The following is a 23328-nucleotide window of genomic DNA, read 5'->3' as shown; positions in this document are numbered from 1 at the left end:
CATAGGGAAGCGCCGAGCGCCGCTGGGCGCAACAAGCTAGCAATCTCAACGCCATCGATGTTAACGTTCGCATGTCCCTCCTCTGTGTGGCCTGCATCGGTTTGGTCGATACCTGGATGTGATCGCCAACATGACTTCGTGGCCCGGCGCTCGGGCCACCCCCGGCGATCCGCTCGATGGCGAGGAGCAAACATCTGATGTGTCGGGGTGGCCGCACCGGCTACTGGCGGCCGGAATTTGGATTTTAGGGGAAGTCCTTCGACGCCGAGGCGTTGACGGTGCACGGCGAGAGCCCCTAACGTCTGATGTCTAAGACACGTGAGCTTCCATCCCCGCCGCCGTGTTCTGGAGGGATCGCCATGTCCCGTCCCCCTGTCACCCGTCGCTCGGTGCTGACCGCCCTCGGCGCGGGTGGGGCCGCGGCAGCCGTGAGCGGCCTGGTGTGCCCGCTGCCCGCCCAGGCCGCCATCCCCGGCCCGTCCAACTACTCCGAGAGCTGGGCGTCGGTGGGCCAGCACCCGGCCGCGGCCGAGTGGTTCCAGGACGCCAAGTTCGGCATCTACTTCCACTGGGGAGTGTTCAGTGTGCCGGCGTACGCCAACGAGTGGTACCCGCGCAACATGTACAACGCCGGTTCGAACGAGAACAACCACCACCGCAGCACGTACGGCGATCCGTCGGTCTGGCCGTACCACAACTTCATCAACGGGGCGAACGACCGCTCGGGGCGGTTCGTGCAGTTCGCGCCGCGGCTGCGCTCGGCTGGCGGCAACTTCGACCCGAACGAGTGGGCGCAGCTCTTCGCCGACGCGGGCGCCCGGTTCGCCGGGCCGGTGGCCGAGCATCACGACGGCTTCTCCATGTGGAACAGCCAGGTCAACGAGTGGAACTCGGTGGCCAGAGGGCCCAGGCTCGACCTGCTCCGACTGCACACCGACGCGATTCGGGGCCGCGGGCTCAAGGTCATGGTCGCCATGCACCACGCCTTCAACTTCACCGGCTTCTACGGCTGGGTGCCGCAGCAGTCCGACCCCAGCCTGCGCAAACTCTACGGGCAACTGGGCACCGCCGCGCAGGAACAGCTCTGGTTCGACAAGCTGCGGGAGGTCATCGACCAGGCCCAGCCGGACCTCATCTGGCAGGACTTCGACCTGCCCCGGATCAGCGAGGCGCAACGCTTGCGCTTCCTGGCGTACTACTACAACCGCGCCGTGGCCTGGGACAGGGAGGTCGTCGCGACCTACAAGGACGGCCTGGAGCGCGGCGGCGCGGTCTACGACTACGAGCGCGGCGGCCCCGCCGAGCTGCGTGAGCCCTACTGGCTCACCGACGACAGCATCAGCAGCTCCAGCTGGTGCTACACCGTCGGGATCGGCTACTACTCGCTGAACCAGATGCTGCACTCGCTGATCGACCGGGTCAGCAAGAACGGCAACATGGTGCTCAACATCGCGCCGATGGCCGACGGCACCATCCCGTCCGGGCAGCAGACGGTCCTGCACGGCATCGGCGACTACCTCCGACGCTTCGGCGAGTCCATCTACTCCACCAGGTCCTGGAGCGTCCACGGCGAGGGGCCGACCAGGATGGGCGGCGGCTCGTTCGTGGCGCCGGCCGTCGGCACCGCGCGCGACATCCGGTTCACCCGCAGCAAGGACAACCGGGTGCTGTACGCGACGATCCTCGGCTGGCCGGGCAGCTCGGTCACCATCACCACGCTCGCGTCGAACCGGATCAACCTGAGCTCCCTGGCCGGCGTGCAACTGCTCGACTCGACCGCCGGCAGCTACGTGAACCTGCCGAACCGCACCCAGGACGCCACCGGGCTGCGGATCACCATGCCGTCGGCCGGTGCGCCGTTCAGCGCGTCCGCGTACGTGGTGAAGCTGACCTTCAACGGGCCGATCCCGGCCCTCGGCGGTGGGCCCACCGTCTCGCCGCCGGCCAGCGTCTACGCGCACGTCGGCTACGAGAGCGGCGTCGGCCTGTCGGTCGGCAGCTACACCGCGGCGCAGTTGCAGGCCGTCGGGATCGGGCTGCGGAGCATCTCGTCGGTCCGGGTCACCGCCGGCCACCAGATCGTCGGGTACGCGAACGACAACTTCTCCGGCGCCAACTGGACGTTCACCGCCGACAACAGCGATCTGCGCAACACCGGCAACAACGACGCCATCGCTTCGCTGCGGGTCACCTTCAACCCGGTCACGTACCAGCGGATCACGAACGTGACCAACGGGCTGGCGCTGGACAGCGGCGGGAACGTCGCCTCCGGGTCGCAACTGAAGCAGTGGAGCTGGGACGGCAGCACCAACCTGCAGTGGCAGCTCGTCGATCTGGGCACCGGCTATCACCGGATCGTCAACCGGACCAACGGCATGGTCGCCGACGGCTTCGGCCAGACCAGCAACGGCGCGGCGGCCCAGCAGGCGCCGTGGAACGGCAGCAACAACCAACAGTGGCAGATCACCGACCAGGGCAACCGGCGGTACCGGATCGCCAACCGGGCCACCGGCCTGGTGCTCGACGGGGGTGGTCAGGTCGCCTCCGGCTCGATGGTCAAGCAGTGGAACTGGGACGGGAGCACGAATCTGCTGTGGACCATCGCCGCCGTTTGAACGCTTCGCACTTGTGTGCCCGGCACCTGCCGCCGCGATCCGCACGGGTCGCGGCGGCCCGCGTCGGGCGACTTCCCGGATATGGAGGAACGACGATGAATCGTAGGGCTCTGAGCGTGGGGCTGACGGTGATGCTCGGCGCGTCACTCACCTTCGCGGCCGGTTGCGGCGACGGCACGACCAACGGGACCGGGTCGGGCGGGTCCGAGCTGCTCGTCGGCGTGGACTACCCCCGCTCCGACACCGACTTCTGGAACTCCTACATCAAGTACGTCCCGCAGTTCGGCGACGAACTCGGTGTCGAACTCAAGACCACGAACTCGCAGAACGACATCGCCAACCTCATCTCGAACGCCCAGACCTTCATCAGTCAGGGCGTCAAGGGCGTGGTGATGGCGCCGCAGGACACCGCCGCCATCGCGCCGACCCTGTCCCAGCTGGACAGCAAGAAGATCCCGGTGGTCACCATCGACACCCGGCCGGACACCGGCAACGTGTTCATGGTGGTACGCGCCGACAACCGCGCCTACGGCACGAAGGCGTGCCAGTTCCTCGGCACGAAGCTCGGTGGCAAGGGCAAGGTGGTCATGCTCCAGGGTGGCCTGGACTCGATCAACGGTCGGGACCGCACCGAGGCGTTCAACGAGTGCATGCAGAAGGAGTTCCCCGGCATCACCGTCTTCGGCGAGGCCACCGACTGGAAGGCGGACGTGGCGGCGTCGAAGCTGCAGACCCGGTTCGCCTCCGACCCGGACATCAAGGGCATCTACATGCAGTCGTCGTTCGCCCTGTCGGGGACCCTGCAGATCCTCAAGCAGCGGGGCCTTCAGGTGCCGCCGAGCGACCCCAAGCACGTCTTCGTGGTCTCCAACGACGGGATCCCCGAGGAGCTGAAGCTCATCGGTGAGGGGATGATCGACGCCACCGTCAGCCAGCCGGCCGACCTGTACGCCAAGCACGGACTGGAGTACGTCAAGGCGGCGATCGAGGGCAAGACGTTCCAGCCCGGCCCGACCGACCACGGCAGCACCATCATTCAGGTGCGTGACGGCCTGCTGGAGGATCAGTTGCCGGCGCCGCTGGTGTCGCTGGACGGCGCGCCGATCGCGGGTGAGCCCACCCTGAAGTTCGACGACGCCTCCCTGTGGGGCAACAACTGATGAGTGTCGCTCCGCAGGAAGCGACCGACGGGCTGGTCGACACCGGCCAGCCCGTCGTCGAGGCCGTGAACATCACCAAACGGTTCGGGTCGACGCTGGCGCTCTCCGAGGCGGGCATCGTGGTCCGCCGCGGTGAGACGCACGCGCTGGTGGGCCGCAACGGCGCCGGCAAGTCCACCCTGGTCAGCATCCTCACCGGGTTGCAGGCCGCCGATGCCGGCACGGTGACCTTCGACGGGCGTCCGTCACCACCGTTGGCCGACCGCGACGCCTGGCGCAAGCGGGTGGCCTGCGTCTACCAGAAGTCGACCATCATCGGCACCCTCACCGTGGCGGAGAACCTGTTCCTCAACCGGCACGCCCGTGGTCCGGCCGGGTTGATCCGCTGGTCGAGGCTGCGCCGCGAGGCGGAGCAGTTGCTGGCGGAGTGGTCGGTCGACGTCGACGTACGCCAGCCCGCCTCGACGCTCACGGTCGAGCAGCGACAGTTCGTGGAGATCGCCCGGGCGCTCTCCTTCGGCGCCCGGTTCATCATCCTCGACGAGCCGACCGCCCAGCTCGACGGCGCCGGCATCAACCGCCTGTTCAGCCGGATCCGGGATCTGCGGGCCCAGGGGGTGACGTTCCTGTTCATCAGCCACCACCTTCAGGAGATCTACGAGATCTGCGACCAGGTGACGGTCTTCCGCGACGCCCGGCACATCGTCACCGCCCCGGTGGCGCAGCTGAGCCGCCCGGCGCTGGTGGCCGCGATGACGGGTGAGGACGTGACCATGCCCGAGGCCGACCATCGACCGTTGTCCGCCGACGCGCCGATGCTGCTGTCCGTGCGTGACCTGGTCACCTCCTCGGGCGCCGAGCTGTCGCTGCAGGCCAGGGCGGGCGAGGTGGTCGGCATCGCGGGCGGCGGGGGCAGCGGCAAGGTCGAGGCGGCCGAGGCGATCGTCGGCTTGACCCGGCCGGTGGGCGGGACGGTCACCGTGGACGGCCGCGTGCTGCGTCCCGGTAGCGTGCCGGACGCCCTCGACGCCGGGGTGGGGCTGGTGCCGCAGGACCGGCACCGGGAGGGCCTGGTGCCGCTGCTGTCCATCGCCGAGAACGTCACGATGACGGTGCCGGGCCGCGTCGGGCGACACGGCCTCATCTCGCCCGCCCGGCGCGACGCCCTGGCCCGGGACACCATCGCCGACCTGACGATCAAGGCCGCCGGGCCGTACGTGCCGGTCTCCGACCTGTCCGGCGGAAACCAGCAGAAGGTGGTGATGGGTCGGGCGCTGGCCAGCGATCCGAAGCTGCTGGTCCTCATCACCCCGACCGCCGGCGTCGACGTGCGGTCCAAGCAGACCCTCCTCGGCGTGGTCGAGGAGGTACGCCGTCGCGGCACCACCGTGCTGGTCGTCTCCGACGAACTCGACGACCTGCGGATCTGTGACCGCGTACTGGTGATGTTCCAGGGGCGGGTCGTCCGGGAGATGGCCCATGGCTGGAGCGACAACGATCTGGTAGCCGCCATGGAAGGGGTGGATCTCCACCATGTCTGAGACGCTGTCCACCACCGCGCGACCACCGGCGGCACCGCCGTCACCACCGGGGACGTCGTCGCGGAGCCTGGCCATCGCCCGGCTGCGTGACCTGGCGCTGGTGCCGGCGATCATCGCGGTCGCGATCGTCGGGTCGATCGTCAACCCGGTCTTCCTCAGCGCCGACAACATCATCAACGTGCTGCAGAGCATGTCGGAGATCGCCATCGTGGTCCTCGCCCAGACCATCGTGCTGATCACCGGGAAGATGGACCTGTCGCTGGAGTCCACCTTCGGTCTCGCGCCCGGCATCGCGGCCTGGTTGATCGTCGACCCCGCGCTGACCCGAGGGCTCGGTCTCGACCTGCTGCCGGACGCCTGGGCGGTGCCGGTCGTCCTGCTCGTCGGCGCCCTCGTCGGCGCCTTCAACGGGCTGCTCATCGTCCGCTTCGGGCTCAACGGTTTCATCGTCACGCTGGGCATGCTCATCGTGCTGCGGGGGCTGCTCACCGGCATCTCCGGCGGCCAGACCTTCTTCGCGCTGCCGGAGTCGATGACCTACCTCGGCTCCGCCACCTGGTTCGGCGTGCCGGCCTCGATCTGGCTGTCGCTGCTGCTGTTCGCCGCCGGGATCGTGGTGCTCGGCTACACCCGCGCCGGCCGGGCGCTGTACGCGATCGGCGGTAACGCCGACGCGGCTCGGGCGGCGGGAATCCGTACCGATCGGGTGTTGTGGATCGCCCTCATCGTGGCCGGCATGCTCGCGGCGCTCGCCGGCCTGCTGATGAGCGGCCGGCTCGCGGCGGTGCCGGCGGCCCAGGGCAACGGCGCCATCTTCCAGGTCTTCGCGGCGGCGGTGATCGGCGGCGTCAGCCTCAACGGCGGCAAGGGCAGCGTCTTCGGCGCCTTCACCGGCGTACTCCTGCTCTTCATGATCATCAACGTGTTGACCCTGGCCGGAGTGCCCGCGCAGTGGACGAACTTCCTCAACGGCACCGTCATCCTGGTGGCCCTGGTGGTCTCCCGCATCACCGGAGGCAGGGCGCAGACATAGCCGGACCGGCCCGCCGGCCGGGCCATCACGAGGCAGACAGACCAGGCCCACCTGTTCAATCCCTCAGGAGTTTTGGTGAGTGAGCGCATCTCGTCCGTAGAAACCATCGACGTACGCTTCCCCACGTCCCGGCATCGCGACGGATCGGACGCGATGAACCCGTTCCCCGACTACTCCGCCGCGTACGTCATCCTGCGGACCTCCGCCGGCGCCGAGGGCCACGGACTCGTCTTCACCGTGGGCCGGGGCACCGACCTTCAGGTCGCGGCCGTGCAGGCGCTCGCCCCGATGGTGGTCGGTCAGCGGGTCGACGAGCTGGTCGCCGACCCGGGGACGCTGGCCCGTCGGCTGGTCGGTGACAGCCAGATCCGTTGGCTGGGACCGGAGAAGGGGGTCGTGCACATGGCCGCCGGTGGTCTCGTCAACGCGGTCTGGGATCTCGCCGCCCGGCGGGCCGGCAAGCCGCTGTGGAAGCTGCTCGCCGACCTCACCCCGGAGCAGTTGGTCGCCCAGGTCGACTTCCGCTACCTGCGCGACGCGCTCACCGAGGACGAGGCGCTGGCGCTGCTGCGAAGCGCCGATGGCGGGCGGGCCGAGCGCGAGCGGCGGCTGCGGGCCGAGGGCTATCCGGCGTACACCACGACCCCGGGCTGGCTCGGCTACGACGACGAGAAGCTGGCGCGGCTCTGCACGGAGGCGGTCGAGGCGGGATACCAACTGATCAAGCTCAAGGTCGGCGGGAACCTGGCCGACGACGTACGCCGGATGGGCATCGCCCGGCAGGCGGTCGGGCCGGACATCCGCATCGCGGTCGACGCCAACCAGATCTGGGGCGTGCCCGAGGCGATCCACTGGATGCGTGAGCTGGCTCCGTTCGACCCGTACTGGATCGAGGAACCGACCTCGCCGGACGATGTGCTCGGGCACGGCGCCGTCCGCAAGGCCCTCGCCCCGGTGAAGGTGGCCACCGGCGAGCACGTGCACAACCCGGTGATGTTCAAGCAGTTGCTCCAGGCCGACGCGGTCGATGTGGTGCAGATCGATGCCTGCCGGGTCGCCGGGGTGAACGAGAACCTGGCGATCCTGCTGCTGGCCGCGAAGTTCGGGGTGCCGGTCTGCCCGCACGCCGGGGGAGTGGGGCTGTGCGAGCTGGTGCAGCACCTGGCGATGTTCGACTTCGTCGCGCTCACCGGCAGCACCGACGACCGGGCCATCGAGTACATCGACCACCTGCACGAGCACTTCGCCGATCCGGTACGCGTCAGCGGCGGACGATACCTCGCGCCCAGCGCTCCCGGCATGAGCGCGGAGATCCTCCCCGCTTCCCTTGCCGAGTACCGTTTCCCGGACGGCCCGGCGTGGGCGGGCGTGCCGGCCATGGCGGGAGCGCCGACGGCATGATCATCGATGCGCACCACCATCTGTGGCGGCCCGAACGTGGCTACACCTGGCTGGCGGAGCCCGGACTGGCCGCGATCCGTCGGCCGTTCACTCCGGCGGATCTGATCACCGAGCTCACCGCGGCCGGTGTGCACGGCACGGTGTTGGTGGAGGGTGGCCGCTGCCACCCCGACGAGGCGGCCGAGTTCCTCGGCTACGCCGCCGACACCGCGCCGATCCTCGGGGTGGTGGCCTGGATCGACGTGGCGGCCGACGACGTGCCCGCCACCATCGCGCGCTACCGCCGGCTGCGCGGGGGCGAGTTGCTCGTCGGGCTGCGCTCGCAGGTGCAGGGGGAGGCGGACCCGGACTACCTCGACCGGCCCGACGTGCGGCGCGGGCTGGCCAGCATCGCCGACGCCGGGCTCGTCTTCGACCTGGTGATCCGGGCGGATCAGCTGCCGGCGGCGGCCCGGGCGGCGCGGGCGGTGCCGCAGCTCCGGTTCGTCCTCGACCACCTGGGCAAACCCCGCATCGACGAGGGTGAGGCGGGGCTGCGGCGGTGGCAGGGTCCCGTCGCTGCCCTGGCCGCGAACCCCAACGTCACCGGCAAGCTGTCCGGTCTGGTCACCGAGGCCGGGCCGGACTGGTCGCCGGACGACCTGCGCCCGTTCGTCGAGACAGCGGTGCAGGAGTTCGGGCCGGATCGTCTGATGTTTGGCTCGGACTGGCCGGTCTGTCTGCTCAGATCGGACTATTTGCGGGTACGCCGGGCGTTGGAGGCCGCCCTGCCGCCGCTGACGGCGTCGCAACGGCACGAGATCTTCGCCGGCACTGCGCTGCGCGTCTACGAGCTGACCCAGCGCGGCGTCCGCCCCGAACCGGCCGGGCCGTCGACATGAGCCGGCGACTACCCCTCGGCCGTCTTGGCGGCGAGCACCGTACGCAGCCACGCCTCGGAGGTGTTGACATGGATCAGTGCGCTGGCCTGGGCGAGCAGTTGGTCGCGCGAGCGCAGGGCGAGGTAGATCGCGTGATGCTCGTCGATCGTCTTGTGGGCCGCGTTGCCCTCTATCAGACCGCGCCACACCCGGGCCCGCAGCGTACGACCGGACAGCCCGTCCAGCAGCGAGGTGAGGGTCTCGTTGCCGGTGGTGGCGATGACGGTGTGGTGGAAGGCGGTGTCGAACTGGATGAGCTTCTCGGCGTCGTCGGCCGCCGCCCGCATGTCCTCCAGGATCTGCCCGAGTTCGTCGAGGTCCGCGTCGGTCATCCGCAGCGCCGCCAGGCCGGTCGCCATCGGCTCCAGTATCCGGCGTACCTCCATCACCTCCAGGAGCGTGTCGTCGCGCAGCAGTTCCACCGCGACGCCGAGCCCCTGCAACAGCAGGCGGGGGGCGAGGCTGGTGACGTACGTGCCGTCGCCGCGCCGCACGTCGAGCACCCGGGCCGACTCGAGCACCTTCACCGCTTCCCGGACCCCGCTGCGCGACAGCCCCATCTGGGCGGCCAGTTGCGGCTCCGGCGGCAGCCGGGTGCCCGGGGGCAGCTCACCGCTCTGGATCATGCTCCGGATCCGCGCGATCGCGTCGTCGGTCAGTGCCATTCACGCCCCCTTCGGACCGGCCCACCATGCGCCGTCGGCACGGGCACGCCGCCTGCGGCCGATGCTGGCGGCCCTCACCACTATAGAGACATCGGACGTTTGCTGCGTTCGCCGGCGTGGGCGAAGCTGACCGAAGCATCGGCCGGCCGCGGATCGGCCGCGACGCGCCGGATCTGGCACCTGACCGAGGAGGCGGCGTGAACCGCAGCGCACTGTACGTCGGCGAGCAGACCTTCGTCGTCGAGGAGACCGCACCGGTGCCGCCCGGTCCCGGTGAGGTGCGCCTCGACGTGGCGTACACCGGCATCTGCGGCACCGACCTGCACATCGCGCACGGCGCGATGGATCGGCGGGTCCGCGCACCGGCGGTGATCGGCCACGAGATGTCCGGCCGCGTCGCGGAGGTCGGCGCGGGCGTCGACGGTCACCGGGTGGGCGATCCGGTGACCGTGCTGCCGCTGGACTGGTGCGGCGAGTGTCCCGCCTGCCGCGCCGGCCACACCCACATCTGTCACCGGCTCACCTTCGTCGGCATCGACTCGCCCGGCTCGATGCAGCGCTCCTGGACGGTGCCGGCGCGGCTCCTGGTGCAGCTGCCCGAGGAGTTGCCCCTGGCGCACGCGGCGCTGGTCGAACCGACCGCGGTGGCCGTGCACGACGTACGGCGCTCCCGGCTCGTCGCCGGCGAGCACGCGGTGGTCATCGGCGCCGGCCCGGTCGGCCTGCTCATCGGTATGGTCGCCCGGCAGACCGGCGCCGCGGTGACGGTGCTCGAACTCGATCCACGCCGCCGCGCACTCGCCGCCGACCTCGGGCTCGCCACGGTGGACCCGGCGACGATCGACGTGGCCGAGTACATCTCGGAGGCCACCGGGACAGCGGGCGCCGACGTGGTGTTCGAGGTGTCCGGCTCGGCCGCCGGCGTCCGCACCGCCACCGACCTGCTCGCCGTACGCGGGCGGCTCGTCGTGGTGGCGATCCACCCCACCCCGCGCGAGGTGGACCTGCACCGGATCTTCTGGCGCGAGCTGGAGGTGATCGGGGTACGGGTCTACGACCGCGAGGACTACGCCGAGGCGGTCCGGCTGGTGCACGGCGGGCAGGTGCCCGCCGACCGGCTGATCACCCGGATCGTGCCGTTGGACGAGGTGGCACAGGCCTTCCAGGCCCTCGCCGCCGGGGGTGACGTCAAGGTACTCGTCGACTGTGGAGGGGACGCGTGAACCCGTTCGACCTGACCGGCCGGCTGGCCGTGGTGACCGGCTGCCGGCGCGGCATCGGCCTGGCGATGGCCGAGGCGCTCGCGGCGGCCGGCGCGGACGTGATCGGTGTGAGCGCCGCGCTGGAGGCGACGGGCAGCGAGGTGGCCGAGCGGGTCGGGGCGCACGGTCGCTCGTTCGTGCCGTACCGGGCGGACCTGTCCGACCGCGCTGCTGTCCGGGCGCTCGCCGGGTGGCTCGGCCAGCGGGAGCGGCCGATCGACATCCTGGTCAACAACGCCGGCGCGATCCGCCGTGCCCCGGCCGCTGAGCATGCCGACACCGACTGGGAGCACGTGCTGGAGGTCGACCTGTCGGCCCCGTTCGTGCTCGCCCGCGAGATCGGCCGCGACATGATCCGACGCGGCACCGGCAAGATCATTTTCACCGCCTCGATGCTGAGCTTCCAGGGCGGTGTGAACGTGCCCGGCTACGCCGCCGCCAAGTCCGGGATCGCCGGACTGACCCGCGCGCTGGCCAACGAGTGGGCGCAGCACGGGGTCAACGTCAACGCGATCGCGCCGGGCTACATCAGTACGGACAACACGCGGGCGCTGCGGGACCAGCCGGAGCGGAACCGGGCGATCCTGGAGCGGATCCCGGCCGGACGCTGGGGTCGCCCGGACGACCTCGCGGGGGTCACCGTCTTCCTCGCCTCCGACGCGGCCGCCTACGTGCACGGCGCCGTCATCCCGGTCGACGGTGGCTGGCTCGCCCGCTGAGGTCGTCCGTTCGGACGTTCATTCACATTCATTCTGGTGATGTTATCGATAACACGCTATGTTGTGATATGGGCGTGAATGGTAGTGCGATCCGGGCCGTCGACACAGGAGGGAGGGCAGTCGTGCGGCTGTCTGGTTCGGCATGGTCCGCGCCCCCCGCGTCACCGGCCGCCGGCGCCGAGCCGGCTGGCACCGGCCCGGCGTCGGGAGCCCTCGCGCCCGACCGCGCCGCGGCTCTGTTCGTCCGTCAGGCCGGGGGAGCGCTGCCGCGTCCGGAGCCGGCCGCCGTGCAGCGGCTCGTGCGGCTCTGCGGGCATCTGCCATCCGTGCTCGGGCTCGCCGCCGCTCTCCTGCGGGCCGACCCGAGGCGCACGGTCAGCGGTCTCGCCGATGACCTCGGTAGTGCTCGGGACCGGTTCCCCGGCCTGGACGGGGCGGCGCTCGCCGTGGCCGCCGTCCTCGATCTGTCCTACCGCGACCTGCCGGCCAGCCGGCGGCGGCTGCTGCGCTACCTCGGCCTGCACCCGGGCCCGGATTTCGACGTGCCGGCAGCCGCGGCCCTGGGCAACCTGACCCTGCTGCACGCCCGGCGGAGTCTGGCGGACCTGCGCGAACGGCAACTGCTCATCGAGAGCGGCGGCCGCTACCGGTTTCCCGACCTCGTCGCCGACCACGTCCACCGGCTCGCCGCCGAGGAACCTGTCGTGGTTCGCGACGCCGCCCTCGAGCGACTCCGCGACTGCGACAGCCGTGCGCGTGCTCGTCGCACCTCGGGCGAGAGCACCACGAATCAGCACTGACGTCGGCCGTTTCCGTCGACTACATCAGATGTATCCGGGTTCGGGCGGGCCCGAATCCGGTGGTTCGCTCCCGTGGGTCGGGCCGACCCGGTGCGCCCGAGCTTGCTGAGCGATGTCGGCAAGCCGCCGCGCCGTGCCGGGAAACTGCCAGCTCGAAGGGGGTAAGCCGAGAGTTCTGCGGCCAGCTCGATCGACCATTGCCTATCCCGTTGCGTGGCGGTAGCATTCGCGCAACACATCAGATGTCTGGCTGTTCTGAGTCTGCTGGCGATCAGTGGGGCTTCGGGCTTCGGGTGGCCGGATCGGTCACCGCTTGGAGGATCGATGTCAGACCTGACCCGACGACAGACTCTCAAGATCGGCGCGGCGGGTGCGGGTGGCACCCTGCTGCCGCTGCCCTGGACCGCCGCGGCCCGGGCCGGCTCGGCGGCACCGCCACAGGTGCTGGCCGCCGGCGACCTGGCGCTCTGGTACGACAAGGCCGCCGGCACCGACTGGCTGCGGGCGCTGCCGATCGGCAACGGCCGGCTCGGCGCCATGGTGTTCGGCAACGTCGACACGGAACGGCTGCAGCTCAACGAGGACACCGTCTGGGCCGGCGGACCGCACGACCCGAGCAACTCCCGAGGCCGGGGCGCGCTCGCGGAGATCCGGCGACTGGTCTTCGCGAACCAGTGGACCCAGGCCCAGAACCTGGTCAACCAGAACATGCTCGGCAACCCGGTGGGACAACTGGCGTACCAGACCGTCGGCAACCTCCGGCTGACCTTCCCCTCGGGCAGCGCCTCCCAGTACAACCGGCAGTTGGACCTCACCACCGCGACGACTTCGGTCACGTACGTGCAGAACGGGGTGCGGTTCCAGCGCGAGGTCTTCGCCAGCGCGCCGGACCAGGTCATCGCGATCCGGCTGACCGCCGACCGGACCGGCTCGATCAGCTTCACCGCCACCTTCGACAGTCCGCAGCGAACCTCGGTGTCCAGCCCGGACGGCACCACGATCGCCCTCGACGGCGTTTCCGGCAACCAGGAGGGCGTCACCGGCGCGGTCCGCTTCCTCACGCTGGCCAACGCCACCGTCAGCGGCGGCACCGTGACCAGCTCCGGCGGCACGCTGCGGGTCAGCGGCGCCAACAGCGTGACCCTGCTGGTGTCGATTGGCTCCAGCTACGTCAACTACCGCAACGTCGGTGGCGACTACCAGGGCATCGCGCGGGGGCACCTGACCGCCGCCCGGGCCAGCAGCTACGACCAGCTGCGCGCCCGGCACGTCGCCGACTACCAGGCTCTCTTCGGGCGGGTCAGCCTCGACCTGGGGCGCACCGCCGCCGCCGACCAGCCGACCGACGTGCGGATCTCCCAACACAACAACGTCAACGACCCGCAGTTCTCGGCGCTGCTGTTCCAGTTCGGCCGGTACCTGCTGATCTCGTCCTCGCGTCCCGGCACCCAGCCGGCGAACCTCCAGGGCATCTGGAACGACTCGCTGACCCCGTCGTGGGACTCGAAGTACACCATCAACGCCAACCTGCCGATGAACTACTGGCCGGCCAACACCACCAACCTGTCGGAGTGCCACGCCCCGGTCTTCGACCTGATCAGAGATCTGGCGGTCGCCGGGGCCCGTACCGCCCAGGTGCAGTACGGCGCCGGTGGCTGGGTCACCCACCACAACACCGACGCCTGGCGGGCCACCTCCGTGGTCGACGGCGCGTTCTGGGGCATGTGGCAGACCGGGGGCGCCTGGCTGGCCACCCTGATCTGGGACCACTACCTGTTCACCGGCGACGTCGAGTTCCTGCGGGCGAACTACCCGGCGATGAAGGGCGCCGCCCAATTCTTCCTCGACACCCTGGTGACCGAGCCGAGCCTGGGATACCTGGTCACCAACCCGTCGAACTCGCCGGAGATCGGCCACCACGCCGACGCCTCCATCTGCGCCGGGCCCACCATGGACAACCAGATCCTGCGGGACCTCTTCGACGGGTGTGCCCGGGCGAGCGAGATCCTCAACGTCGACGCCACCTTCCGGGCCCAGGTCCGAGCCACCCGCGACCGGCTCGCCCCGAACCGGATCGGCTCGCGCGGCAACATCATGGAATGGCTGTACGACTGGGTGGAGACCGAACGCAACCACCGGCACGTCTCCCACCTCTACGGCCTGGCCCCCAGCAACCAGATCACCAAGCGCGGCACCCCCCAGCTGTTCGAGGCGGCCCGCCGCACCCTGGAGATCCGCGGCGACGACGGCACCGGCTGGTCCCTCGCCTGGAAAATCAACTTCTGGGCCCGGATGGAGGAGGGCAAACGGGCCCACGACCTGATCCGGTTCCTGGCCACCCCGGCCCGGCTCGCACCGAACATGTTCGATCTGCACCCGCCGTTCCAGATCGACGGCAACTTCGGCGCCACCGCCGGCATCGCGGAGATGCTGCTGCAGAGCCACATCGGCGAACTGCACATCCTGCCGGCCCTGCCGCCGGCCTGGCCCAGCGGTCAGGTCAGCGGCCTGCGGGCCCGCGGCGGGCACACCGTCGGCATCACCTGGAGCAACGGCCAGGCCACCGAGGTGCTCGTCCGGCCGGACCGCGCCGGCACCGTCCGGCTGCGTGGTCGGCTGTTCACCGGCAACCACACCGTGGTCGACACCGCCGACGGCACTCCGGCCCGGACCACCCGGATCGAGAACGACCTGATCGAGGTGACCGTGGCGGCGGGGCGCACCTACCGGGTCACCGGCTCCGGCTCCGATCCGGGCCCCACCGCGCCGCCCCTGGAGCAGAGCTTCACCAACGCCAGCACCACCAACGACACCAACACCGGTGCCGGCAACTTCGACGGCGCCGGGGCCACGCTCTCCGCCCAGGCCCTCGCCCAGGCCGGCGTCACGCCGGGCAGCACGGTGAGCCGCAACGGGGTCAACTTCCGCTGGCCCAACGTGGCTCCGGGCGGTGCTGACAACGCCATCGCCTCGGGGCAGTCCATCGGCGTGTCCGGCACGGGCCGTACCCTCGGTTTCCTCACGACCGGCACCTACGGGGCGGTGTCCGGAACCGCGGCGGTGGTCTACGCCGACGGCACCCGGCAGACGTTCACGCTCAGCACCCCGGACTGGTACGGCGGGCCGCACTCCGGTGCCACCGCCGCCATCGTGATGGCGTACCAGAACCGGCCGGGCAACCAGCGGCACAACGTCTCCGCCTGCGTCTACTACGTCGGGGTGGCGTTGCAGAACAAGCCGGTGGCCCGGGTGGAACTGCCCAACATCAGCGCGCGTCCCGCGGCCAACGTGCCGACGATGCACATCTTCGCCATCGCGATCGGCGCCTGACGCGCCGCAGCCCCGGCGTGCCCCCGCGATCTTGCACTTTTGGTCGCCGCATAAGCCGCGAGATGCTCATTTTGGCGACCACAAGTGCATGATCGCCGCGTGCCCGCCGACCCTGGTGGGTTCGCCGGGCGCGACGTTCGGTGTCGCGCCCGGCGAACCCGACCGGGGGTGATCAGGACGTTCCGGCCGTGCGGCCCGTCAGCCCTTCCGTTGGGCCAGCAGCCACTGCAGGATGCTGCTGTCCTCGTACGTCGGGCCGTAGGCGGCGTGGTGGTCGGGCAGCGAGAAGGCCTCGTCGCCGTACTCGGTGTAGTGCAGCAGGTCCGCGATCTGCTCGGGCGTCTTGCCCTGCGTCTCGTACGCCGACCGCAGCGCGGCGTTCGAGTTGCGGGCGAGCGAGATGTTGAGCAGGTGGTCGTTGACGCCGTGGGTGATCCAGAGCGGGACCTCGCCGGCGGCGATGGCCTTCGCCTGGTCGGCGCTGACCTGGAAACCACCGGTGACCAGGCCGGCGGCGAACAGGTCGGGGCGCTTGGCGAACGCCTCCCACAGCAGTTGCGAGCCGTACGAGACGGTGGTGGCGTACACCCGCTCGGTGTCCACCGCGAAGTCCTTGGTGAACTGCTCGACCAGCTTGATCAGCAGGTCGCCCTCGGCGGGCAGGCCCACCCGCTGGTTCTGCGGGGCCAGCACGATGACGTCCTCGGTACTGCCGGTCCAGCTGGACTGGAGCCAGGCCGTCGCCGGGATGTCGGCCGCGATCTGGACGCCCAGGTTGTCGCCGTCCCAGCCCATGCCGTGACCGGGCAGGACCACCATCAGCGGGTACTTCTTGCCCGGCTGGTAGTTCTTCGGCAGGTGGTAGTGGTACGGCAGCACCACGCCCGCGTTGAGGTAGGAGCCGTACTGGAAGTCGTCGACGAGCAGGTTGACGGCCTTCTCGGTGACCCCACGTGAGACCTTCGGCGTGGCCTTGGCCAGCACCGGGCCCTTGCCCTTGCCGTTGCCCGGCTGGGCGTGCACGTCCTTGCGCTGCACCACCTGCGTCGGCAGGTCGCTGTTCACCTTGACGTGGCACAGGAAGGTCGGGCACTTGGAGAGGACGACCGTCCAGCCCAGGTTCTCGTCCGGGTCCAGTTCGACGATGACGTACCGACCCGGCACCGAGCTGCGGTCGGCGCGAGAGGTGGGCGCGTCGTTGGTGTAGGTGTGGGTGATCGTCCGCTCGGCGAGCTTCGGCAGGTCCTCGATGGGGTTGAAGCGGAAGTTGTACTTGGTGTCCGAGACGGAGAAGGTCGAGTTGTCCAGGATGCGGGGGTTGACCGTCTGCTCGTACTCGACGGCGACCGCGGAGACCTTCTGCCCGTAGGTGTAGACCGTGGTGATCGGCGTGATGCTCTTGATGCCGTCGGTGGCGCCCTGGCCCTTCGACGCGGCGTAGGCCGTGCCGGACGAGGCGATCGCCAGCACTGCGGCGAAGGCGATCAGGGTCCTTCGCAGTCTCATTGGTCCTCCTTGTCGACGCGTCCGTTCTGACCGGACACCGTCGTCTCGCGCCCCGGCGGTGGGATGGTGTAGCGGCAACGGTCGCTAAACTGATTTAGCAGAGCATCTGCTCCAGGGCTTCCGATGTCAAGGCCACGCCCGTGACGCACCGGAAACGCCGATTCGGGGTGCCTGGACCGACCCGAAATATGCTGATCCGGTCGCCCGTTCGGCGCGAGCCCGGGCTCCGTCGCCGAAAGTGCCGGCGAAATCGCGGTGCGCCACCGACCGTCGGATGTGGTGTATCGTCTCGTCTCGATAGGCGTTCACCGTCCGGCGCGCTGTCTCACCGACACCGCCCTGACCTGCGGTGATCCGGCTGGTCAGGGGAGCGGTTTGTTCGTTACGAGACCGTGACCGCTGGATGTCACGCCAGGTGTTGACCTGGCCATTGTGAGCGCTAACACTTGGCCTCCAAGTGCGACCCGCGAACCGGACCGACGGCGCGAGTTCCAGATTGGGGAAGCCAGTGAGCAGAAGAGTCCTGGCCGTTCTCGGCAGCGCCGTGCTGGCGCTCAGCATGGCGGCTTGTAGTGGCGAGGGGGCCGGCAGCGGTGGGAACGACGGTGACAAGCCCGCCGACCTGACCATCGGCGTCTCGATGCCGACCCAGACCTCCGAGCGGTGGATCGCCGACGGCAACTCGGTCAAGGAGAAGCTGGAGGCCAAGGGCTACAAGGTGGACCTGCAGTACGCCGGCGACGACATCCCCACCCAGTCGCAGCAGGTCGACCAGATGATCACGCGGGGTGCCAACGTGCTGATCATCGCGGCGATCGACGGCACCGCGCTGAGCGGGCAGTTGCAGGCGGCGGCCGACGCGAAGATCCCGGTCATCGCCTACGACCGGCTGATCCGGGAGAGCCCGAACGTCGACTTCTACGTCAGCTTCGACAACTACAAGGTCGGGGTCGCGCAGGCCACCGCGCTGCTGGTCGGGCTCGGCGTGCAGACCAAGGACGGCGCGAAGGGCGACGCGAAGGGCCCGTTCAACATCGAGTTGTTCGCCGGCTCGCTGGACGACAACAACGCCCACTTCTTCTTCAACGGCGCGATGGACACCCTCAAGCCGTTCATCGAAGACGGCACGCTGAAGGTCAAGTCGGGGCAGACCAAGATCGATCAGGTGGCGATCCTGCGCTGGCAGCAGGAGGGCGCGCAGAAGCGGATGGAGGACCTGCTCACGTCGAGCTACAACGACAGCGCCAAGGTGCACGGGGTCCTGTCGCCGTACGACGGCCTGTCGCGCGGCATCATCACCGCGTTGCAGAACGCCGGCTACGGCGGCTCCGGCGAGATGCCGGTGGTGACCGGGCAGGACGCCGAGATCGCCTCGGTCAAGCTGATCAACGACGGGGTGCAGAACTCCACCATCTTCAAGGACACCCGTCTGCTGGCCGAGCAGGCCGTGATCGCCGGTGAGGCGTTCCTCCAGGGCAAGACGGCGGAGGCCAACGACACCGAGACCTACAACAACGGGAAGAAGGTCGTTCCCTCGTTCCTGCTGCCGGTGCAGACCGTCTACAAGGACGACATCAAGCCGATCCTGATCGACTCCGAGTACTTCACGGCCGAGGAGGTCGCCGCCGGCCAGGCCAAGAGCTGACGGTGAGCGCCGGGCTCGGCGGCGGTGCCCGCCGCCGAGCCCGGCTCCTTTCTGGATTGGTTACTCTGCCCCACACGACGAATAGACCGCAGGACGGTGATCATGAGCGACCACATCCTCGAGATGCGTCGCATCACCAAGACCTTCCCAGGGGTGGCGGCGCTCCAGGACGTCTCGCTGGCCGTTGCGCGTGGAGAGATCCACGCCATCTGCGGTGAGAACGGCGCCGGCAAGTCCACGCTGATGAAGGTGCTCTCGGGCGTCTACCCCGCCGGCAGCTACCAGGGGGAGATCCTCCTCGACGGCAAGCCGGTGGACTTCCGCGGCATCCGGGACAGCGAGGAGCACGGCATCGTCATCATCCACCAGGAGCTCGCCCTGGTGCCGTACCTCTCCATCGCCGAAAACATCTTCCTCGGCAACGAACGCCGGGGCCGCAGCGGCCTGATCGACTGGAACCGCACCAACGCCGACGCCGCCGAGCTGCTCGCCTCGGTCGGGCTGCACGAGAACCCGGTGACGCCCGTCGTCCAGCTCGGGGTCGGCAAGCAACAGTTGGTGGAGATCGCCAAGGCGCTGTCCAAGAAGGTCAGGCTGCTGATCCTGGACGAGCCGACCGCCGCGCTCAACGACGTCGACTCGGCGCACCTGCTCAACCTGATGCGCCGGCTGCGCGACCAGGGCATCACCTGCATCATCATCTCGCACAAGCTCAACGAGATCACCTCGATCGCCGACTCGACCACGGTGCTGCGCGACGGCCGGACGGTGGAACGGCTCGACATGCGCTCGGGCGCGGTGACCCAGGACCGGATCATCCGCGGGATGGTCGGCCGGGACCTGGACAGCTTCTATCCCGACCGGGACTGCACGCCGGGCGAGGAGGTGCTGCGCATCGAGGACTGGACCGTGCGGCATCCGACGCAGGACCGTCTGGTCGTCGACGGCGCCAACCTCGACGTACGGGCCGGCGAGGTGGTCGGCATCGCCGGGCTGATGGGCGCGGGACGTACCGAGCTGGCGATGAGCGTCTTCGGTCGCTCGTACGGTCGGGACATCACCGGCCGGCTGTACATGCACGGCAGGCAGGTCCGGGCACGCTCGGTCGCCGAGGCGATCAGCAACGGCATCGCGTACGCCACGGAGGACCGCAAGCGCTTCGGGCTGAACCTGATCGACAACATCCGGAGCAACGTCTCCTCGGCCGGCCTGCGCAGGCTCGCCCGCTTCGGTTGGGTGCACGACAACGAGGAGACCAGGGTCGCCGAGGCGAGCCGGCGTGACATGAACATCAAGGCGCCGACCGTGCTGTCCGTGGTGGGCAAGCTCTCCGGCGGCAACCAGCAGAAGGTCGTCCTGTCGAAGTGGCTCTTCACCGACCCGGACGTGCTGATCCTGGACGAGCCGACCCGCGGTATCGACGTCGGGGCGAAGTTCGAGATCTACACGATCATCAACCGGTTGGTGGCCGCCGGTAAGGCCGTCATCATCATCTCCTCCGAACTGCCCGAGCTGCTGGGGATGTGCGACCGCATCTACACGCTGTCGGCGGGACGCATCACCGGCGTGGTGCCGGTCGGTGAGGCGACCCAGGAGAAGCTCATGGAACTCATGGCGAAGGACAAGGAACCCGCGCGATGACCAGCACCAAGCCCTCCTCGGGGGCGCAGACGAAGCCGGCCGAGAATGCCCCCGCCGCCGCGCTGCACGTCGGCACCAGCGATCCCCGTACGCTGATCCTGAACAACCTGCGGCAGAGCGGCATCTTCGTGGCCCTCGTCGTCATCGTCGCGCTCTTCGCGTTCCTGACCGACGGTCTCTCGCTGAGCCCGGGCAACATCACCAACATCGTCCTGCAGTACTCGTACATCCTCGTGCTCGCCATCGGCATGGTCATCGTGATCATCGGTGGTCACATCGACCTGTCGGTCGGCTCGGTGGTGGCGTTGACCGGCGCGGTCTCCGCGGTGGTCGTCATCCGGCAGGGGCAGCCCTGGTGGGTCGGCGTGCTGGCGGCGGTGGCCGTCGGGCTCGCGGTCGGCGCGTGGCACGGCTTCTGGGTGGCCTACGTCGGCATCCCCGCGTTCATCGTGACCCTGGCGGGCATGCTGCTGTTCCGCGGTCTTACCCTGCGGGTGCTGGACAACATCTCGCTCTCGCCGTTCCCGGCCGAGTACAACAAGATCGCGGCTGGTTTCCTCAACGGGTTGATGGGCGGCGCCGGATACGACGCCTTCACCCTGCTCATCGGTGCCATCGCGGTGGCCGGCTACGTGGTGAGCTGCTTCCGCACCCGGGTGGCCCGCATCCGCTACCAGCAGCCGGTGGAGTCGTTCGCGCTGTTCGTGGCGCGGATGGCACTGGTCGGCGCCGTGGTCATGTGGTTCGCCTGGCAGTTGGCGAATGCCCGGGGCCTGCCGATCGTGCTGATCATCCTCGCCGCGCTGGTGCTCGTCTACGGCCTGCTCACCCGGCGTACCGTGTTCGGCCGGCAGGTGTACGCGATCGGCGGCAACCTCTCCGCGGCGATGCTGTCGGGCGTGAAGGTCAAGACCGTCAACTTCTGGATCTTCGTCAACATGGGCTTCCTGTCCGCGGTGGCGGGCATCATCTTCTCGTCCCGGTCCAACGGCGCGCAGCCCGCCGCCGGCAACATGTTCGAGCTGGACGCGATCGCCGCCGCGTTCATCGGCGGCGCGGCGGTCACCGGTGGGGTGGGCACCGTGGTGGGCGCCATGGTGGGCGGTCTCATCATGGCTGTGATGAGCAACGGCATGCAGCTCATGGGCGTGGACCAGTCGTTGCAGTCGGTGGTGAAGGGGCTCGTGCTGCTCGTCGCCGTGGCCTTCGACGTCTACAACAAACGCCGCGCCGGCGCGACCCGTTGATGTAAGGAAGGGCCCCTTCTTAACACTCGCCGCCCCCACGCACCGTCGATCTTGCACTTCCGGTGTGATGTCGCGCGGTCCTCGCGAGCGACAGAAAGTGCAGGACCGACGGGCGGGGCGGGGATCAGACGCGGGACCAGCGTTGGTTGGCGGCGGTGTGGCAGGTCCAGACGATGACGGTGGTGCCGTTGGCGGTGCCGTTGTTGTTGACGTCCAGGCAGAGGCTCGGGAACCGGACACTGCTGATGGTGCCGTTGCCGTTGAAGGTCCACTGCTGGTTGGTGCCGCCGTTGCAGTCCCAGATCTGCACCGGGGTGCCGGCGGTGGCGCTCGTCGAGATGTTGAGGCACTTACCGAGCACCTGGAGGGCCTGGCCGCTCTGGGTGAAGCTCTGGTTGCTGTTGTTGTGGCAGTCCCAGATCAGCGTCGCGGTGCCGTTGGCGGTGCCGCTGTTGTTGACGTCGAGGCACCGGCCGGACGACTCGCTGCGTAGCCGGAAGGTGGTGGGCGGCGGCGGGTCGGTCGTCCCGCCGCCGCTGACCCGGTAGACCACCGTGCCGTGCGCCGGCACGCTGGCGGAGATCGCGCCGCTGGTGGTCGAGGTGCCATCGGTCCAGGCGTCGCGCAGGGTGAACGAACTGCCGGACTTGCCGATCGCCGCCGCCGTGGTGGAGACGGTGGTGGTGGAGCTGCCCTGGTTGAGCAGGGCCACGGCCACGTCGCCGTTGGCCAGCCGCTTGGCCAGCACCCGGCGGGTGCCGTCGTTGGAGACCTGCACGGCCTGCACCGCCAGCGGGTCCTGGTTGATCGCGACGAGATTCTGGTTCCGCAGGATGTTCATCGTCGCCGCGTTGGCGTTGCGGATGTCGTTACCCGCCATCAGCGGCGCCGCCATGATGGCCCAGAGGGCGAAGTGGCTGCGCATCTCGGTGTCGTTCATACCGCCGTTGCCGACCACGAGCATGTCCGGGTCGTTGAACGAGCCCGGGGAGGCGTACGAGGCCAGCGGCACGGTGACGTTGACGATGTTCTGGATGCCCATCGGGTAGCCGTTGGTCTGGCCGGTGTTCCAGGCGTTGGTGATGTCCTCGGTGGTCCGCCACATGTTGGCGATGTCGCCCCAGTTGCGCTGCGGACCGGTCTTCTCGTGGATGCTGTTCGGGTTGATGCTGTAGACGATCGGTCGACCGGTGGCCGCCAAGGCGTCGCGCATCAGGGAGAACCCGGCGATCTGGTCGTTGATGGTGCCCCAGGGCGAGCACCAGTCGTACTTGAGGAAGTCGACCCCCCAGGCGGCGAACTGCCGGGCGTCCTGGTACTCGTGTCCCAGGCTGCCGGTGGCGCCGGGCCACGCGCCGAAGTACTGGGCGCAGGTCTTTTCCCTGGGCACCTGGTAGATGCCGAAGAGCAGGCCACGGCCGTGCAGGTAGTCGCCGAGGGCCTTCATACCGCTGGGGAAACGTCCCGGATCGGCCTGGAGGTTGCCCTGCGCGTCGCGGTTGGGGTTGAACCAGCAGTCGTCGACGACGACGTACTTGTAGCCGAGGTCCCGCATGCCGGTGCTGACGATGGTGTCGGCCATCTGCCGGATGAGTGTCTCGTTGATGTTGCAGCCGAAGGTGTTCCAGGTGTTCCAGCCCATCGGCGGGGTGCGGGCCACACCGTTGTTGAGCGCCTGGGCGGGTTTCGGCGAGTGGATTCCGTCGACGACGAACGCGGTGAGTGTCAGTATCAGAACGCTCAGGGCGGCCAACCATCGTGGTCGTGCGCGCATTCGATCCTCCTCGGGTCACGGGGCAGACAGCCGTCGGCTGTCGAGCTGTCGGGATGGGTCCAGGCGTCG

General features: G+C 69.3%; 16 protein-coding genes. 13 read left to right on the top strand and 3 right to left on the bottom strand.

All coding sequences use genetic code 11. The annotated features are described in order from the left end of the window. Nucleotides 1–359 precede the first annotated feature (359 nt). The 6 genes from IEY61_RS03430 (at nt 360) to IEY61_RS03405 (ending at nt 8631) form a co-directional block, all read left to right on the top strand. The gene (locus IEY61_RS03430; protein WP_189040736.1) at nt 360–2615 is read left to right on the top strand and encodes an alpha-L-fucosidase; all 2256 of its coding nucleotides are present in this window, start codon (nt 360–362) and stop codon (nt 2613–2615) included. 95 nt (nt 2616–2710) lie between these two features. Beyond that, entirely contained in the window at nt 2711–3775 is a 1065-nt protein-coding gene (locus IEY61_RS03425; protein ID WP_189040735.1) for a sugar ABC transporter substrate-binding protein, read from the top strand. Continuing rightward, a complete protein-coding gene (locus tag IEY61_RS03420) occupies nt 3775–5316 on the top strand; it encodes a sugar ABC transporter ATP-binding protein (protein WP_189040734.1) in 1542 nt (513 codons plus the stop codon). Before IEY61_RS03425 ends, IEY61_RS03420 begins: the two co-directional genes overlap by 1 nt. Beyond that, nucleotides 5309–6349, top strand: coding sequence for an ABC transporter permease (locus IEY61_RS03415; protein WP_189040733.1), 1041 nt, complete (start codon nt 5309–5311; stop codon nt 6347–6349). The genes IEY61_RS03420 and IEY61_RS03415 overlap by 8 nt, the downstream gene beginning before the upstream one ends. 72 nt (nt 6350–6421) lie before the next feature. After that, a complete protein-coding gene (locus tag IEY61_RS03410) occupies nt 6422–7750 on the top strand; it encodes an enolase C-terminal domain-like protein (protein WP_229705647.1) in 1329 nt (442 codons plus the stop codon). Further along, nucleotides 7747–8631 carry an amidohydrolase family protein gene (locus IEY61_RS03405; protein ID WP_189040731.1) on the top strand — a complete coding sequence of 295 codons (885 nt, stop codon included), beginning with the start codon at nt 7747–7749 and terminating at the stop codon, nt 8629–8631. Before IEY61_RS03410 ends, IEY61_RS03405 begins: the two co-directional genes overlap by 4 nt. 8 nt (nt 8632–8639) lie before the next feature. Here IEY61_RS03405 and IEY61_RS03400 read toward each other — a convergent pair whose 3' ends face one another. Then, nucleotides 8640–9335, bottom strand: coding sequence for a FadR/GntR family transcriptional regulator (locus IEY61_RS03400; protein ID WP_189040730.1), 696 nt, complete (start codon nt 9333–9335; stop codon nt 8640–8642). A gap of 197 nt (nt 9336–9532) precedes the next feature. Here IEY61_RS03400 and IEY61_RS03395 point away from each other — a divergent pair, with 197 nt between their 5' ends. The 4 genes from IEY61_RS03395 (at nt 9533) to IEY61_RS03380 (ending at nt 15446) form a co-directional block, all read left to right on the top strand. Further along, entirely contained in the window at nt 9533–10558 is a 1026-nt protein-coding gene (locus IEY61_RS03395; RefSeq protein ID WP_189040729.1) for a zinc-dependent alcohol dehydrogenase, read from the top strand. Next, a complete protein-coding gene (locus tag IEY61_RS03390) occupies nt 10555–11316 on the top strand; it encodes an SDR family oxidoreductase (protein WP_189040728.1) in 762 nt (253 codons plus the stop codon). Before IEY61_RS03395 ends, IEY61_RS03390 begins: the two co-directional genes overlap by 4 nt. A gap of 122 nt (nt 11317–11438) precedes the next feature. Continuing rightward, nucleotides 11439–12116, top strand: a complete 678-nt coding sequence (locus IEY61_RS03385; protein WP_189040727.1) for a hypothetical protein — start codon at nt 11439–11441, stop codon at nt 12114–12116. 324 nt (nt 12117–12440) lie between these two features. Further along, nucleotides 12441–15446 (top strand): glycoside hydrolase family 95 protein, encoded by a 3006-nt coding sequence (locus IEY61_RS03380; RefSeq protein WP_189040726.1) that lies wholly within the window; start codon nt 12441–12443, stop codon nt 15444–15446. A gap of 198 nt (nt 15447–15644) precedes the next feature. Here the strand turns inward: IEY61_RS03380 and IEY61_RS03375 are convergent, their stop codons facing one another. Beyond that, the gene (locus IEY61_RS03375; RefSeq protein WP_189040725.1) at nt 15645–16952 is read right to left on the bottom strand and encodes a hypothetical protein; all 1308 of its coding nucleotides are present in this window, start codon (nt 16950–16952) and stop codon (nt 15645–15647) included. A gap of 508 nt (nt 16953–17460) precedes the next feature. On the opposite strand from IEY61_RS03375, the gene chvE reads away from it, so the two are divergent. The 3 genes from chvE to mmsB all read left to right on the top strand — a co-directional run bounded on the left by chvE (nt 17461) and on the right by mmsB (nt 21485). Further along, nucleotides 17461–18597 (top strand): multiple monosaccharide ABC transporter substrate-binding protein, encoded by a 1137-nt coding sequence (gene chvE / locus IEY61_RS03370; protein WP_308424543.1) that lies wholly within the window; start codon nt 17461–17463, stop codon nt 18595–18597. Between the two features lie 102 nt (nt 18598–18699). Next, entirely contained in the window at nt 18700–20238 is a 1539-nt protein-coding gene (mmsA, locus tag IEY61_RS03365; RefSeq protein ID WP_189040724.1) for a multiple monosaccharide ABC transporter ATP-binding protein, read from the top strand. Further along, on the top strand, nt 20235–21485 hold the full coding sequence (gene mmsB, locus IEY61_RS03360) for a multiple monosaccharide ABC transporter permease (protein ID WP_189040723.1): 1251 nt from the start codon (nt 20235–20237) through the stop codon (nt 21483–21485). Before mmsA ends, mmsB begins: the two co-directional genes overlap by 4 nt. Before the next feature lie 124 nt (nt 21486–21609). On the opposite strand, the gene IEY61_RS03355 is transcribed toward mmsB, so the two are convergent. Then, nucleotides 21610–23259 carry a glycoside hydrolase family 27 protein gene (locus IEY61_RS03355; protein ID WP_189040722.1) on the bottom strand — a complete coding sequence of 550 codons (1650 nt, stop codon included), beginning with the start codon at nt 23257–23259 and terminating at the stop codon, nt 21610–21612. Nucleotides 23260–23328: the final 69 nt, after the last annotated feature.

The sequence above is a fragment of the Micromonospora sonchi genome, from assembly GCF_014646235.1.
GTDB lineage: Bacteria > Actinomycetota > Actinomycetes > Mycobacteriales > Micromonosporaceae > Micromonospora > Micromonospora sonchi.
This window is presented reverse-complemented; position numbering and strand designations above follow the sequence as displayed.

Coding starts and splice junctions, on each gene's coding strand:
- IEY61_RS03430 (WP_189040736.1), top strand. CDS start 360: ATGTCCCGTCCCCCTGTCACCCGTCGCTCGGTGCTGACCGCCCTCGGC.
- IEY61_RS03425 (WP_189040735.1), top strand. CDS start 2,711: ATGAATCGTAGGGCTCTGAGCGTGGGGCTGACGGTGATGCTCGGCGCG.
- IEY61_RS03420 (WP_189040734.1), top strand. CDS start 3,775: ATGAGTGTCGCTCCGCAGGAAGCGACCGACGGGCTGGTCGACACCGGC.
- IEY61_RS03415 (WP_189040733.1), top strand. CDS start 5,309: ATGTCTGAGACGCTGTCCACCACCGCGCGACCACCGGCGGCACCGCCG.
- IEY61_RS03405 (WP_189040731.1), top strand. CDS start 7,747: ATGATCATCGATGCGCACCACCATCTGTGGCGGCCCGAACGTGGCTAC.
- IEY61_RS03400 (WP_189040730.1), bottom strand. CDS start 9,335: ATGGCACTGACCGACGACGCGATCGCGCGGATCCGGAGCATGATCCAG.
- IEY61_RS03380 (WP_189040726.1), top strand. CDS start 12,441: ATGTCAGACCTGACCCGACGACAGACTCTCAAGATCGGCGCGGCGGGT.
- IEY61_RS03375 (WP_189040725.1), bottom strand. CDS start 16,952: ATGAGACTGCGAAGGACCCTGATCGCCTTCGCCGCAGTGCTGGCGATC.
- mmsA (WP_189040724.1), top strand. CDS start 18,700: ATGAGCGACCACATCCTCGAGATGCGTCGCATCACCAAGACCTTCCCA.
- mmsB (WP_189040723.1), top strand. CDS start 20,235: ATGACCAGCACCAAGCCCTCCTCGGGGGCGCAGACGAAGCCGGCCGAG.
- IEY61_RS03355 (WP_189040722.1), bottom strand. CDS start 23,259: ATGCGCGCACGACCACGATGGTTGGCCGCCCTGAGCGTTCTGATACTG.